The following is a 15321-nucleotide window of genomic DNA, read 5'->3' as shown; positions in this document are numbered from 1 at the left end:
TAGCGGTTGGTAGTTTTTTGTTGGGCCCCTTTAAGGGGCTTTTTGCGTGTGGCAAGCCCTTCTAGGGCTAATAAAAAGCCACCAGCTAAGCTGGTGGATATTTACTAGTCAATATAAGTAAGTTCTTTTGATGTGTGTGTGAATGGTTCACAACCATCTTCTGTAATATAAACACAATCTTCAATTCTAACTCCGGCAACGTGTGGAATGTAAATTCCTGGTTCAATTGAGAAACACATACCTGGTTTGAGTACCATAGCATTTCCCTCCATAATTGATGGGAATTCGTGTTCAGATGTACCCATACCATGTCCAAGTCTGTGAATGAAGTATTCTCCGTATCCAGCTTTAGTGATGATGTCACGAGCAACTTTATCTAATTCGGCAGCTGTAATTCCTGGTTTTGCAGCATCCATAGCTGCCAAGTTGGCTTCTAGATCAACTTTGTAAATATCTAATGACTTGTCATCTGGTTTACCAAAGGCTACGGTTCTTGAAGCATCACTGATGTAGCCGTCATGAATTGTACCAAGATCAAATAATACTAACTCATTAGGTATGATAGGATTTTTTTCAGGTCCACCATGTGGATTTGCTGCATTAGCACCGGCTTGAACAATAGTGTCAAAGCTCATGTGCATAACGCCTTTCTTCATCATAGCGTATTCTATCTCGGCAACTATTTCTTGCTCTGTACGGCCTTCTTTGATGGCTTTAAAGGCAACTTCAAAGGCATAGTCAGCTTCTGCACCGGCAGCTTTTAATTTTTCTATTTCTTCATCAGTTTTAATTAATTTTGCGTTTTCCATGTAACGAGATAAATTATCTGGGAATTTTGCATTAGGGAATTGACTCTTAATAGATTCTAACTTATCAACCGATAGGTCGTCTTTTTCAATTGACCAATTGGACGGTGTACCCACAGCGTCTTTGATATGTCCGGCCATTAGTTCAAAAGGATTCTCATGATCTAAATATCCGAAAACATCTTTATCCCATCCAGCCTTTTTAGCAGCTTCTACTTCTAGTTGAGGGGCAAAGATGAAAGGATCATTGTCAGGGAAAACTAAAAGAGCTAAAATTCTTTCTTCCGGTTCGCTGTAAAATCCAGTAAAATAGTTAATGTCTGTTGGATTTGACACGTATGCAGCGTCGTAACCATTTTCTGATAAGTATTTTTGTAATTCAATTAGTTGCTTCTTCATGAAAAACACTCCTTTATAATTTTGTATAAAGTATATCATTGAAAATGATTTTCTTTTTGAAAAAATATGAAAACTTACAACGATAATATGGAAACCGCTTGCAAAATGTGAAAACTTTTGATAAATTAGAGTTATCTAAATGGAAATTTGTTTGAGAGAGTGGATATTAATGGAAAAAAAAGTAGTAACAATATATGACGTAGCCGAGGCCGCCAATGTTTCCATGGCGACAATATCTCGTGTTGTTAACGGAAACGCAAATGTAAAAGAAGAAACTAGAAAGAGAGTCCTTGAAGTTATTGATCGTTTGAACTATCGTCCAAACGCCGTTGCTCGTGGACTCGCAAGTAAAAAGAGTACAACAATTGGTGTAATTTTGCCAGACATCACTGATTTGTATTATGCTTCTCTAGCAAAGGGAATTGATGATGTTGCCTCAATGTATAAGTACAATATTATTTTGACTAGTTTACAAGAATCAGTCGGTGATGAAGAACAAATTTTGAATAACTTACTTTCAAAGCAAGTTGATGGTTTGATTTACATGGGCAAACAATTGTCTAAAAAATTAAAACGTACATTGTCAAATTCAAAAACACCAATCGTCCTAGCTGGTTCAGTTGATAAGAATAACGAAACAGCTAGTGTAAATATTGATTTTGCGGATGCTGTATATAGTGTTGTAAATCAATTAGTTCAAAATGGTCACAAGAAGATTGCATTTGTTGGTGGCAGTCTAGAAAATCCTATTGACGGTAAGTTCCGTCTTGATGGATACAAGAAAGCTTTGAAGAAAGCACATATTAACTTCTCATCAAATTTGGTATTTGAAGCAGAATACTCAGTTCGAGCTGGAGAGGCAATTTGGGATGCTGTTAAGAACAGTGGTGCTACTGCTGCTTACGTAACAGAGGACTTATTAGCTTCTGGATTATTAAATTCAGCTGTTAAATCTGGAGTTAAGATTCCAGATGATTTTGAAATAATTACAAGTAACGATACGATCCTTTGTGAAGTAACTCGTCCTAAGATGAGTTCAATTGAGGAACCATTGTATGATATAGGTGCGGTTGCTATGCGTCTATTAACTAAGATGATGAATCAAGAATCAATTGATGATAATACAATTAAATTGCCATATTCAATTGTAAAACGTGAATCAACAAAGTAAATATTGTTAGTCAAAAGGGACCGCCACTTATTATTTAAGTGGCGGTCCCTTTTTCATTTGTGACTATTTATTACTTAATGTTTTCTTTTGTTTGTGTAAATCCCATAAAATCACAACAACATATCCAAAAGCTACTAATGAGAGTCCTCCAGTTACCACTGAGTTCATCTCATAAGGTAGATTAATGAAACCTTGAAGTAATGAGTAAAGTGTGTTGATCAATACTACAGTTGCTAGTGTAAATGATTTATCCCAAAGTTTAGTGTTATGTTTAACTTTGTATATTGATACACCGATCATGAAGATAATTAGTAGTGCAGCAACGATGTATAGTGAGTTTTGTAAAAATTTTGGACTAAAGTACATATAATTCTCCTTAATTCTGGCGATAAGAACAACGTTCTCATTTTATCATTACTGAACTATTAAATCGAATGATATTAAGACAAAAGGCACCAGCAATCCAAAATCGGATTACTGGTGTCTTTCGCCTTAATGCTCGAAAGCTGAGCATGTTTTGTTCCACTCTCTTATTCAGTAGTAGTTTCACCAGTCACTGTTTCAGAACCACCGTCAGTACCAGTGGTTCCACTGTCGTCTGTACCTGGAGTAGAGGTTGTTGTATCACCGGTAGATGTTGATCCAGTGGATGTTCCTGTTCCTGTTCCAGAACCACTACCAGCTCCAGTACCTGTTTCACTAGTACCATTGTTCGTTGTAGAATTAGTAGTTCTAGAACTTGTTGAGCTTGAAGTGTTGTTACTTGTAGTGACATCTGATGAATCATTACTATTAGTGCTATTGCTGAAGCCTGACGTGCGCCCGCTACCATTTTCAGATGCTAGTTCATCGGCTGTCTTAGTAGTTTCACCAAGAGTAGTGACAACACCATAGCCATTGCTTTTACCAAAGTAGTTATTCCAGAATAGCTTGTAATTCTTAGACTTACCACCGATGGCAAAGTTTTCATATGACATCGATTTAGGACTTCCTTTGTAATATAGGGAAGTTGTAGTATGTTGATTTACTTTGGTTGTCATATCGTTGTATTTGATTGTACCTGTCTTAGTACCGGTTTCTTTATCAACTTTGTAGCTTTTGACTCCGGATGGTTTCTTGAATTGTTTGTGAACATTCATGGCTTCAGGATCTTGCTTGTATACTGCATTCGCCATCCGTGACCACAATTCTTGATTGGTGAAGGTTGAATTGCTATCAAGATTATAATTGTGACGATATACATTATCGTAACCAATCCATGAGGCAAGTGTGACTCCGTCAGTACTACCAATGAACCAGTTATCACGATAATCATTAGATGTACCAGTTTTACCAAAGAAGTTTTTGGTACTGAAATTAGTTTCGTACGATAGTACAGAAGCGGTACCTTTAGTGACAACACCATGAAGCATGTTTTTGATAATATATGATGTTTGTTTACTAAAGACTCGTTTCTTAGCTGCTTTATGTTTGTAAATGGTTTTACCAGATGGATCTGTTATTTTGGAGACTACATAAGGGTTAACGTGGGTACCTTTATTAGCAAAAGTCGAGAAGGCACTTGCTTGTTGAAGAACCGTTACACCACGCGAAGTACCACCTAATGTAATACCGAGTTGCTTGTATTCTTTGTCAGATAAGTCGATTCCCATAGCTGACATATACTTGCTTGAATTAACGCCTTGGCCTCTTATGTAGTTGTATAAGTTAACTGATGGGATATTGTATGATTCCTCGAGTGTTTCACGAGCTGAAACAAAACGATTTTGAATAGTTTGTCCGTAATCAGTTGGTGCATAGCCATTAAACTTTGTCTTGAAGTCCGCCAGCATTGTTTGTGATCCTATAAGACCATTTTCAATGGCTGGCGCAAATGTAATTAGAGGTTTAATAGATGAACCTGGTGATCTGTATGTACTGAAAGCGTGGTTTGTTTGTGAGTTTTTGAAATCAACACCACCGACAAATGATAGAACTTGACCAGTTTTATTGTCTAATAATACGGAACCATTTTGGACGGGTTCTGTAACCTTTATTGTTTTGCCAGTATTAGGATCAGTTGCGGTACTGTTGTGCGTAGTACCTAAGTTATACTTGAATGACTGTGTTTGCTCGTTCATAGCGATGTACAGATCCTTGCTGATAGTACTATCAACACGATAATTTTTGTTGTGCAATTCTGTATTTGCTTGAGCGGCATATTTGTCATATAGATTTTGATCTTTCTTCAAATCACTATATTTTATACCGTCATTCTTTGCTAATCGCTTAATTAATATGGTTTCTGCCTGAGCAGTCAATAGATTATAAACATAACCATATTTAATAGTTTTTTCTTTGGCTTTAGCAGGTTTTTGGAAATCCTTAGCTAAATCAAATTTCTTAGCGCTGTTATACTGTGATTCAGTAATTTGATTATCACGATACATACGATATAGAACGATGTTCTTGCGCTTTAATCCAAGACTGTAATCGTCCTTTAATTTGCCACTTATAGAATCATAAGGAGTATATATTGATGGACTTTGTGGGAGTCCGGCAATGAAGGCCGACTCAGCCAAATTCAAATCAGCGGCATTTTTACCAAAGAGTCCCTTAGCGGCAGCTTGCACACCTTGAATATTTTGCCCTTTATTGTTGCTACCGAAAGTAGCAGCATTCAGATAGTCTTGTAAAATTTCATCTTTTGTGAAGTACTTATCTACACGCATAGCTAGAAAGATTTCGACAGCTTTACGTTTCCAAGTTGTTTCAGAAGATAACATTTGCATTTTGACTGTTTGTTGGGTTAACGTGGATCCACCAGTTTGAGCACCGATTCCAGTTATATCAGAAATAATAGCTCTAAAAATAGATTTTGGAACGACACCGTTGTGACGATAAAAATCACTATCTTCAGTTGAAACGATGGCCTTTTTTAGATAAGGTGACATTTCAGATAAAGGTATGCTTTTACCTGTAAGATCTTTTTGTAAATTTTCAACTTTTTCGTCGTTTGCAAAATATAGAGTGGTTGAGTTATTAACATCTTGTAGCTCAGATTTCATTTCTTGTTTAGTAGGAACGTCCACTTTACTAGTCAATGCAGAAACATAACCCATGCCAAGTCCTACCGCCAAACTCATCAAAATAAGAATTCCCGCGATAGTATAAATAATGATTCGTCGAATTACTTCGATAGTTAGATTAGCTTTAGTAGCAAAATCAGACCAGCTTTTAATACTTTTAAAGCCAGAGATTATGCTATTCCATAAATTTTTCACTTTTAAATAAGCCCCTTTAAAAAGTTACATACACCAATTATATAATAAAATTTTATAATAAGTGCAAAAACAAAAAAGTTCTATGGAAAGAACCTTCCACAGAACTCCTACTAAATGATTATTTTATTAATCTATATATAGCATCAGCATATATAGCTGTTGATTTAAATAGCTTATCTAAATTGATATATTCGTTAGGTTGATGCATAACATTTTCGTCACCAGGGAACATAGCTCCGAAGGCAACACCATTTTTTAGGATACGTCCATAAGTACCGCCACCAACAGTAAATGGTTCTGTCTCTTTGTCCCCAGTATGATCACGGTATGCACCCACTAATGCCTGTACTAATGTATCATCCGCTGGAACAAAATGTGGTAATTGATTGTGACCTTCAATTGTAGCTGTTACTCCATCTGGAAGAGCTGAATTGATTTTTTCAGTCAATGTATCACCAGTATCACCTTTTGGATAGCGAATGTTTAATAGAATATTTGCTTTAGATTCATCGAATTCAAAAATATCAGGTGTCATAGTTAAATCACCCATGACATCGTCAGTATTTTGAATACCAAGTTTTGATCCAGCGAAGTCTAAATGTAATTCATTAGTAATAAAGCTAAAGTATAATTTTTGATTGTCATTTAAGTCTAGCTGATTTAAGAATTTAGCTAAATATGTAGCTGCATTAATACCATTGAATGGTTCCATTGCGTGAGAACCTTTACCGGTTATTTCTAATGTAGCCACTTCATCAGTTATATCCAAGTTTCCTTTGATTTCAGTATTGTCATTTAAGAAACTATTGAATGCAGATTTAATTGTATCAATATTTCCGAATGACAAGTCTAGTTCAGCTTTGGCGCTTTGTGGGACCATATTAGGTCTGATACCAGCGTTGAAACTTTTAACTAATCCAGTGTTTGAAGTAGGGAAGTTAACTAGGAATGAGACGATACCCTTTTCACCGTTAATTGCTGGGAATTCAGCATCAGGTGAGAAACCAGTGTCAGGCATTGTTTCTTTTTCCATATAATGGTTCATTCCTACCCATTCACTTTCTTCATCAGTTCCTAAGATTAGTTCTACTTTTTTACTTGTAGGTAGTTTTAATTCACTGATGATTTTTAGGGCATAGTAAGATGCGAGACTTGGTCCCTTATCGTCACTGGCACCACGGGCATACAAATTTCCGTCCTTGATAACTGGTTCGAATGGGTCAGTATTCCAACCTGGTCCTTCTGGAACAACATCTACGTGGCCTAAGATGGCAATTGCATCGTTACCTTCACCAAATTCGATTCTTCCAGCAAGATTATCAACGTTCTTAGTTGCAAAACCGTCTCTATCTGCAAAGTGTAGAAAAGTCTGTAATGCTTTAGCAGGTCCAGGACCTAGTGGATAGTCACTAGTCTTGTGTTCAATATCTCTTTGACTATTGATGCTAACTAATTCAGATAAATCATTGATCAATTCATCTGATCGATGTGCAACTTCTTTTTCCCAATCTATAGACATATATCTATAACCTCCACATGAAGTGATTTTATTAAATCATTTTACCAAATTTTACCAAACGTTGTTACTATTAGCCAATTGACTTAGATGTGATCTAATGAATCGTTCTCATTATCAAATTTAAATGGAGCAATTTCTTTTTGCAAATCTCTTATTAAAACAGTGTTGTGAAGCTCCTTTGGAGGAAGAGGCATCCAAGAAGTTTGATTTTCAAGTAAATCTAAATTTCTAAATCTTTGACTAACTGGCAATTTGTTATAACTTAGTTTGCTATTGTTTCCAAGATAATTTTGATCAACTAATTGAATTAGGACATATTTTGCTTGAATCCAGCCACCGCTAAGTTTTAGCCAAGTATTACCACTAGTTTTTTGTACGGCCTGGATTTGTTCAGGCTTATTAGGGTCCATCCAATCAATGATTTGAGATGATTTTTTAGGTTCAGAGTATAAGTAGTTATTTGGCTGTTGTTGACGATAAATTGCTTTTGCACCGAAATATGGACGTAATTCATTCAATTCGTAATCAGGATTAAAACCTTCAGAATTAGCAAATTTGTTTTCACCTAATTGAACGTATTCTTCACCGTTAAACTTAACAATATTAGTGATATGGAAACCATCCAACGGATGAACGGATTTATTAGTTTTAATTAATCTATATGGGTTTTCATATATTGGTTCATCTTTATTACTCATATAGTAGACATTTTGGTTGATAGTTTCACTTTTTGATTTGTCTTTTAAGTTACGGTACTCATTACCAGTTGCAGGATAGTTGGTTACAACACCATCAATTGGCATATTAATTACCGTATTCCATTTTTTAGGACTTTCGTTCATTTCATCCCATATATAGACTGATTTTCCCATATAATGGAGAGTGTCGATGATTTCAGGAGTAATTATTTTTGATGATAGATTGACACCAGTAACATATGATAAGACTTCAAAGTTCACACGCTTGATGGTCCCAGCTATGAATATTCTAGGAATATTAGGCATTAATTCAGATTCATTTTGTAGACTTTTAGTTGAAAAACTATGAAACATAACACGATTTTGCATTCCGTATTTATCGATACAAGTTTTTAGGAGTTCTTCCATATTTTGAGGGTTACCCTTACTTGTTTTCTTTGTCTCAATTAAAAATTTTGCATTAGGATTATTTTTGTAGTGAGCAAATACTTCGTCTAAACTATGGATTGGTTCGCCATTCTTTTGAGTTAATTGACTTAGTTCTGAAAAGTTATGTTGTGAAACTATATATGGGGTACCAGTAATACGGTCGAGGTTTTTATCATGTGATACTACTAGAACATTGTCTTTTGAAACATGGAGATCAAGTTCGACATAATCTGCTCCTTCAGAAAAGGCGGTGTTAAAACTTTGAAAAGTCTCTTCAGGTGCTTTAATAGGATCACCACGGTGTCCAATAACTGAAAAACCACTAGCAAAGATAAATATTGATGTTACTAACAAAAGTTTAAAAATAGACTTATTTCTAAAATTCATAATTGACTCCCTATGGAACTGAATATTATATACTTAGTAAATAGTAATAATTGTGAGGTACAAATAAAATGGATAACGAAGAACTATCACTCGATATTATCGAGCAGATTACACGTAATGATGGCACAAAGTATTATGAAATGGCAAATGTCTTAATGAATGGACGTGCTGAAAAAGCGGCTGAACTAGGCTTTATCAAAGAAGTTCGCATTCTTAAGCTAAATATTCCTCATTCATCTGCCGTTGCCATTTATGAGGATTACATTAATAAGAATTATACCGTACCACCAATGAATATGTCGGAATGGATTGAGTGGAAGAAACCTGAAGGTCGAATTCGCGATGCATTTAATGATATTCTAAAAGCAAATAAAATCAATTCAAAGGAAGATCAGGCTGAATAATGAATTATTTCATTGCAGATACACATTTTTACCATTATCAATTGTTGGAGCCTAATAATTTTGCTCCCAGGCACTTCGGTAATGTAGATCAAATGAATCAAGCTATGATTGATGCCTGGAATGCGCGAGTAGATGATAATGATACAGTTTATCATTTAGGTGATATTTCAATGCGCCCTCAGAACACTCCTACTAATGAAGATACTTATGCTATGCTCAAACAACTAAATGGTCATATCGTTTTGATTAAGGGGAATCATGATTACAGAGAGCTATTTAAGTTTTTAGCAAAGCGTAATCCAACTATGCCTGATGGAAAGCTCAAGTATACTTTTGAAGATGTTGGATCATTGTTAAAGTTTAATCATCATCAATTTTATTGCACGCATTATCCTATGTTGCTAGGTAAAGTTGAAAAAATAATAAATCTCCATGGTCATATTCATCATTATAGCGTTCCAATCGCAGAAAATATCAATGTTGGCGTTGATGCACCGGAACGTGATTACTTATCTGAAAATTTACCATGGGGTTCTCCTTTACGTGGTGAAGAAGTTTTGGAAATGTACGATAAAAAGAAAGTTGATATAGCCAAATTGAATAGAAAGTAGGGGCTTGTATGGAAACTATAAAAATCATGCACACCAATGATCTACATTCTCATTTTGAAAATTTTCCAAAAATCAAAAGATATATTGATGATTCTAGAAAAAATAATGAATCAGATGAATTTTTATTATTTGACATAGGGGATGCTATGGATAGAGCTCATCCATTAAGTGAAGCAACTAATGGTCAAGCTAATATTGAGTGGATGGATCAACTTGGCTATAATGCCGCAACAATTGGTAACAATGAAGGATTGGGTAATAGTCGCCATAATTTACAACATTTGTATGATAAAGCTAATTTTCCTATTGTCGTTGGTAATTTGTATGATAATGAAACGCAAAGTTTGGCAAATTTTGTCAAACCCTACACTATTATAGAAACAAAAAAACATACTAAAATTGGGATACTAGGATTTACTGCACCATACATATTAACTTATCCGTTATTAGGTTGGGGTATTCGTTTGGTTCAAGAAATGATGCCTAAGTGGATAAATGAATTGAAAAAGAACAAATGTGATGTGATAATATTACTTTCTCATTTGGGAGTTTCAATGGATCGATTAATTGCCAAAAAGCGTCCTGATATAGATGTTATAATTGGCGCACACACACACCATTTGTTTAAAAATGGTGAGATGGACAATGGGGTACTCCTTGCTGCTGCAGGTAAGTATGGTTATTATGTTGGAACGATAAATTTAACATTGGATGATAATGGTCATATAGTGAATAAAGAGGCCATTACTCAGAAAACATCAGACTTACCCGAAGTAGATGGTGATCAATTATGGATAGATACTCAATTTGAAAAAGGCGAGCATCTTCTAGATGAAAAGAAAGTTGCAAATATTCCTCATGAAATGAGTCAAAATTATCAAGCAAATAATGCTGTTATTGAGGAAGGCTTGAATGCTATCATGGATTATACACATGCCGATGCTGGAGTGTTGAGTTCGGGATTGTTTTTAGAGTGCTTACATAAGGGAATAGTTACTGAAAAAGATATGCATGATATTTTACCGCATGCTATTCATGCTATGAAAACAACGATGCGTGGCGCTGATGTATGGCGTTTGATTATGGAAATGGAAAAGAACCGTCCATATTTGCGTAACCATGAACAAAAAGGTCAAGGATTCCGTGGTAAGATATTTGGCGAGATAGTCTATCGTGGAATTACGTTAGATGAAAAAAGAAACGTTTATATTAACGGTGAAGAATTGGAAATGGATAAAGAATACAGCTTGGCTCTACTAGATCATTATTTGTTTGTCCCATATTTCCCTTCAATAGAAATTGTTGGACAAAATGAGATTCTTTACCCTAAGTTTTTGAGAAGTGTTTTTGGAGATTATTTGAGTAAAAAATATCCATTGTGAAATGTGAGGTGAAATTTTTGCAGGAACCTGAAGAAAAAGAAGCTACTAAACAGGCTGATGTAATTGTCTTAACTGATAAGTTGATTACTATAAATGGTGAAAAGTACAATATTGTAGAAAACCATGATGATGGATTTAATCAGGAAAAAGTCGAAGAAAGATACAATACGGTTTTAGACAAATATGATTTTATTGTCGGAGACTGGGGATATGATCAACTTAGATTTAAGGGCTTCTATGAAGATGAACGAAAAGAAAGTGGAATTGATAATCGAATTTCTCACTTAGAAGATTATTTGATTGAGTATTGTAATTTTGGTTGTGCTTATTTTGTTCTTGAAAAAGAAAAGAAAGCACCGATTTCCAAACGTCGGCGCGGACCCCAAAGAGGTCATCGTAAACAGACAGGGAAGATTCATTCGAATCACAATTCTATTCATAATGTTAGTCATAATAAAAAGAACCATAATGTACATACTGCGAAGATACACAAGAACAAAAAAAGAACTGTTGCCCACCATAATAAGAAGGCAAATAGTTCTACAAAGACCCGTAATTTTAAAATTAGAAAAATAGGTGAGAAAAACTGATGAAAAAGTACCAAACGTATTTGATTGATCTTGACGGAACCATGTATAGAGGTAAGGATAAGATTCCAGAAGCCAAAGTATTTATTGATAATTTGAATGCCAATAATTTGAATTATTATTTTTTGACGAATAACACTACTAAGACGCCACAACAAGTTGCTGATAATTTGATGAATAATCATCAAATCACTGCTACAGCTGAGCAAGTTATTACACCTTCACTTGCAACCGCAGATTATATCAAAGGGATGTTTGCTGATGGAATTGAAAAGCATTCAGCCTATGTTGTCGGTGAGTACGGTCTAAAGAGCGCTGTTTTTGGTACGGGCATTTGTCTTAATGAAACTGATCCCGATGTAGTTATAGTTGGACTGGACTACGATGTTACTTATCATAAGTTTGAATTGGCCACCTTGGCTATTAAACGTGGTGCATTTTTCATTGGTACTAATGCTGATACTAACTTGCCAAATGAACGCGGGTTAGTACCTGGTGCTGGTTCGGTTATTTCATTAGTTGAAACTTCAACACAACAAAAGGCAAAGTATATTGGTAAACCAGAACGTGATATCGTTGATTTTGCAGTATCAGCTAAGGGATTTGATCCCGATACTGCAATTATGGTGGGTGATAACTACAATACTGATATTAAGTGTGGACTAAGTGCAGGACTAGACACCCTAATGGTTTATACAGGTGTAAGTACACATGAGGATATTGCCGCACAGACAAAGAAGCCAACTTATGAAGTAGAAAGCCTTGATTTGTGGAATGTCTAATTTTCAGAAAGATACGTTTTATACGATAGTAATGGCGTTCTTTATCTTAACTTTGTCTATAACTGTAACTATATTTGCTAGTTATGGCATTTTTTATTTTAGTATTGGACATTTTAATTTGGATCAAATCGTATACATGAGTTCGAATAGAGTAATGCATAATTACAACCAAATGATGAATTATTTGATTAATCCATTTAATGGAACGTTTAAATTAGATGATTTTCAATCATCACCTGCTGGTAGACTTCATTTTGCAGATTGTAAGAAACTATTTATGCTGAATTTTGGAGTCTTTATTTTGTCAGGAATTTACTTATGGTTTAGGCGAAATAAAAGAGTTTATTTCAGCAAAGTATTTAAGTATATTGCTATTACTGGTGTTGTGTTGGTAGCACTAATGATGATTGATTTTGATGGATTTTTTGTTGTATTTCATGAAATTCTGTTTAGAAATAGTGATTGGTTGTTTGATCCTGGTAAGGATCCAGTTATAAATATTCTTCCAGAGGAGTTCTTTACAGAATGCTTTGTATTGTTTTTCATTCTGTTCGAGGGATTAAATATTTGGAAATTCAAAGCAAAAAAAAGAAGCTAAGACATTGTCTTGGCTTCTTTTGCTGTTTTAAGCAGCTTTTTTCTTGTGATTTTTCAAAGCAGTAATTAAAACTGGAATTAATGAAACAAGTACGATTCCAAGGATAATCATTGAAAAATGTTCTTGTACTGCAGGGATGTTTCCAAATAGGTGACCAGCTAAAGAACAAATTAGAACCCACAAGAAAGCACCTAGAACATTAAATTCAAGGAACTTTCTGTAGTGCATGGTTCCACTACCTGCAACAAATGGAACAAAAGTCCTGATTAATGGGATAAAACGTCCGATAGCGATTGTCTTTCCACCATGCTTTTCAAAAAAGGCATGTGCTTCGTCTAGATGTTCTTTGTTTATTAGTTTGCTTAAATAACGATTCTCAGTTGCAAACTTTCCAAAATGTTCACCAATTTCATAATTCATAGAATCACCGATTACAGCGGCAAATAGAAAGATGAAAAATAATCCAATACTGGATAAATCATATTTAGGATTGGCCGCTAGTGCCATTGCTGCAAATATTAGTGAGTCTCCAGGTAAGAAGGGGAGAATAACAACACCAGTTTCAATGAATATAATCAGGAATAGTATAAGGTATGTCCAAAGTCCGAAGTTATTTACAATATTGATCATATGACTATCAATGTGCAAAATAAAGTCGACCAGACTCATTATGTAACTCAATCAATCAACTCCAAAATTTTCAAATTAAACTACATTATACCAGCTTAGCTTAAAATAGCTTTAAAAGGTATGATAAATTTAAGATTATTTTTCAAATAGTGAAGTACTGTGCTGGAAGTAATCTCTGCCAGGGTAAATGTTACGTAATGCTTTCGTCACAGCTATTGGGCCTTCAGCAAATGCTGTTGCAAGTAATTGAAGTTTTCCAGGATAGGTAATGATATCTCCAATCGCAAAGACGTTTGGCAAGTTGGTTTCCATTTCATGACTGACTTTTACAAATGGTCCTTCTAGTTCGATATTCCAATCTCGAAGAATCTTGGAATCAGAAATGAATCCATAATTAACTAAAAGCTTATCTACGGTAATTACTTTAATGTCGTCGGATTTAATCATTTTCAAAGTGACATCAATCTTATCGTGATTGTCAGCATTAAATTGTACATCCTTAATGATATATGGGTTTAGTTGTTCAACAGTAGAATTGTTCAGTTCATCTACACTAGATTCCATTGCACGATATCTGTTTCTTCTATGAATGATTGATGTGTGTGTTGTTAGTTCATTCAGGTGTATTGCCCAATCGACAGCGGAGTCACCACCGCCAGCGACAGCTAAATCCTTATTGCGATATTCTTCCATATTGTTAACAAAGTAGCTGAGGTTATTTTTTTCAAGTTCTTTATCGTAATCAAACGTTAATTTACGTGGCTTGAACGCACCATTACCGATGGCAATAATCACAGAACTACTATATATAGTTTCTTTATTAGTAGTTATTTTCCAAATGTCATCTTCTCTTGTTAAATCTGTGACTGATGTTTCTAAGTACTCATCACAATTAAGTAGGTGTAGTTGATCAATTAGCTTATTGGAGACATCAGTACCTGAAATTTTTGAATATCCAGGCATATCATAGATATCCTTTTGAGCGTATAAAGTTTCAGGTTGGCCTCCGAGTTTTGGTAAACTTTCTATTAAAGCTACATTGAGTTTTCTAAGTCTGGCATAGTATGCAGCATAAATACCTGCTGGACCGCCGCCAATTATTGTAATGTCATAAGTCTCTTTATTCATATCGTCACCAGTTTCTATTATATAATCTGTTACAATATATTGTTGCATAGATTCAAAGTAAAGTTAATGGAGGAAACTATGAAAATTGGAGATAAGATGTCCGGAACAATTTCTGGAGTACAACCATATGGTGTGTTTGTTAATCTTAGTAACGGTGAGCAAGGGTTGATTCATATTTCTGAATTAAAGCATGGATTTGTTACTAATATAGAAAGTAACTATAATGTTGGAGACAAAGTTGACGTAATTGTTATGGGAATTGATGAATATAACGGGAAAATCAGTCTATCTATGCGTGCTTTAGATAAAAGAAAGATAGGAAGGCCTATTCTACACAAACATTTTTGGACAGATTATAAGAATAAGATAGGCTATAAGACAATTGCACAAGAAAAAGATCAATGGATAAACGCTGCTATGACGGCAATTTCAAAAGAAAAACAAAAAAAATGAATTTTTTTTACAAAAACACTTGCATACAACAATTCTAATTGGTAAGATATTACCTGTTGTTGCGATAGAGCAAC

At 34.8% G+C, this 15321-nt stretch carries 15 protein-coding genes; 8 read left to right on the top strand and 7 right to left on the bottom strand.

Annotated features, from left to right (window positions below; genetic code table 11):
* Window positions 1-104 precede the first annotated feature (104 nt).
* Window positions 105-1205 (bottom strand): M24 family metallopeptidase, encoded by a 1101-nt coding sequence (locus tag EKM79_RS11450; protein WP_125568927.1) that lies wholly within the window; start codon window positions 1203-1205, stop codon window positions 105-107.
* 169 nt (window positions 1206-1374) lie between these two features.
* On the opposite strand from EKM79_RS11450, the gene ccpA reads away from it, so the two are divergent.
* On the top strand, window positions 1375-2376 hold the full coding sequence (gene ccpA / locus EKM79_RS11445; protein WP_125568925.1) for a catabolite control protein A: 1002 nt from the start codon (window positions 1375-1377) through the stop codon (window positions 2374-2376).
* Window positions 2377-2439: 63 nt separating this feature from the next.
* Here the strand turns inward: ccpA and EKM79_RS11440 are convergent, their stop codons facing one another.
* From EKM79_RS11440 to EKM79_RS11425, 4 genes are all read right to left on the bottom strand, one after another.
* Window positions 2440-2742, bottom strand: a complete 303-nt coding sequence (locus EKM79_RS11440; protein ID WP_125568923.1) for a hypothetical protein — start codon at window positions 2740-2742, stop codon at window positions 2440-2442.
* A 164-nt stretch (window positions 2743-2906) separates the two neighbouring features.
* Window positions 2907-5639 (bottom strand): transglycosylase domain-containing protein, encoded by a 2733-nt coding sequence (locus EKM79_RS11435; RefSeq protein ID WP_125568922.1) that lies wholly within the window; start codon window positions 5637-5639, stop codon window positions 2907-2909.
* A 118-nt stretch (window positions 5640-5757) separates the two neighbouring features.
* Entirely contained in the window at window positions 5758-7158 is a 1401-nt protein-coding gene (gene pepV, locus EKM79_RS11430; RefSeq protein ID WP_125568920.1) for a dipeptidase PepV, read from the bottom strand.
* 83 nt (window positions 7159-7241) lie between these two features.
* Complete coding sequence (locus EKM79_RS11425) at window positions 7242-8672, bottom strand: glycerophosphodiester phosphodiesterase (protein WP_125568918.1); 1431 nt, start codon at window positions 8670-8672, stop codon at window positions 7242-7244.
* A gap of 68 nt (window positions 8673-8740) precedes the next feature.
* On the opposite strand from EKM79_RS11425, the gene EKM79_RS11420 reads away from it, so the two are divergent.
* Genes EKM79_RS11420 through EKM79_RS11395 form a run of 6 tightly spaced genes read left to right on the top strand, consistent with a single transcriptional unit; the run spans window position 8741 to window position 13036 of the window.
* A complete protein-coding gene (locus tag EKM79_RS11420) occupies window positions 8741-9076 on the top strand; it encodes a hypothetical protein (protein WP_125568916.1) in 336 nt (111 codons plus the stop codon).
* Window positions 9076-9687, top strand: a complete 612-nt coding sequence (locus tag EKM79_RS11415) for a metallophosphoesterase (RefSeq protein WP_125568914.1) — start codon at window positions 9076-9078, stop codon at window positions 9685-9687. The genes EKM79_RS11420 and EKM79_RS11415 overlap by 1 nt, the downstream gene beginning before the upstream one ends.
* Window positions 9688-9695: 8 nt before the next feature.
* Entirely contained in the window at window positions 9696-11069 is a 1374-nt protein-coding gene (locus EKM79_RS11410; protein ID WP_125568912.1) for a bifunctional metallophosphatase/5'-nucleotidase, read from the top strand.
* 17 nt (window positions 11070-11086) lie between these two features.
* Window positions 11087-11659, top strand: a complete 573-nt coding sequence (locus EKM79_RS11405) for a YutD family protein (protein WP_246005691.1) — start codon at window positions 11087-11089, stop codon at window positions 11657-11659.
* Window positions 11659-12438 carry a TIGR01457 family HAD-type hydrolase gene (locus tag EKM79_RS11400; RefSeq protein WP_125568909.1) on the top strand — a complete coding sequence of 260 codons (780 nt, stop codon included), beginning with the start codon at window positions 11659-11661 and terminating at the stop codon, window positions 12436-12438. Before EKM79_RS11405 ends, EKM79_RS11400 begins: the two co-directional genes overlap by 1 nt.
* Window positions 12431-13036 (top strand): TIGR01906 family membrane protein, encoded by a 606-nt coding sequence (locus tag EKM79_RS11395; RefSeq protein WP_125568907.1) that lies wholly within the window; start codon window positions 12431-12433, stop codon window positions 13034-13036. Before EKM79_RS11400 ends, EKM79_RS11395 begins: the two co-directional genes overlap by 8 nt.
* Before the next feature lie 27 nt (window positions 13037-13063).
* Here the strand turns inward: EKM79_RS11395 and EKM79_RS11390 are convergent, their stop codons facing one another.
* Both EKM79_RS11390 and EKM79_RS11385 read right to left on the bottom strand, forming a co-directional pair.
* A complete protein-coding gene (locus EKM79_RS11390) occupies window positions 13064-13708 on the bottom strand; it encodes a DedA family protein (RefSeq protein ID WP_211331291.1) in 645 nt (214 codons plus the stop codon).
* Window positions 13709-13801: 93 nt separating this feature from the next.
* Window positions 13802-14794, bottom strand: a complete 993-nt coding sequence (locus EKM79_RS11385; protein WP_125568929.1) for an NAD(P)/FAD-dependent oxidoreductase — start codon at window positions 14792-14794, stop codon at window positions 13802-13804.
* Between the two features lie 78 nt (window positions 14795-14872).
* Here EKM79_RS11385 and EKM79_RS11380 point away from each other — a divergent pair, with 78 nt between their 5' ends.
* On the top strand, window positions 14873-15247 hold the full coding sequence (locus EKM79_RS11380) for a CvfD/Ygs/GSP13 family RNA-binding post-transcriptional regulator (RefSeq protein WP_125568903.1): 375 nt from the start codon (window positions 14873-14875) through the stop codon (window positions 15245-15247).
* Window positions 15248-15321 lie beyond the last annotated feature (74 nt).

Origin of the sequence: Companilactobacillus insicii (assembly GCF_003946015.1) — a bacterium.
Classification (GTDB): Bacteria; Bacillota; Bacilli; order Lactobacillales; family Lactobacillaceae; genus Companilactobacillus; species Companilactobacillus insicii.
Note: the sequence above shows the minus strand (reverse complement) of the source record. Positions and strands in the feature narration are given on the sequence as shown.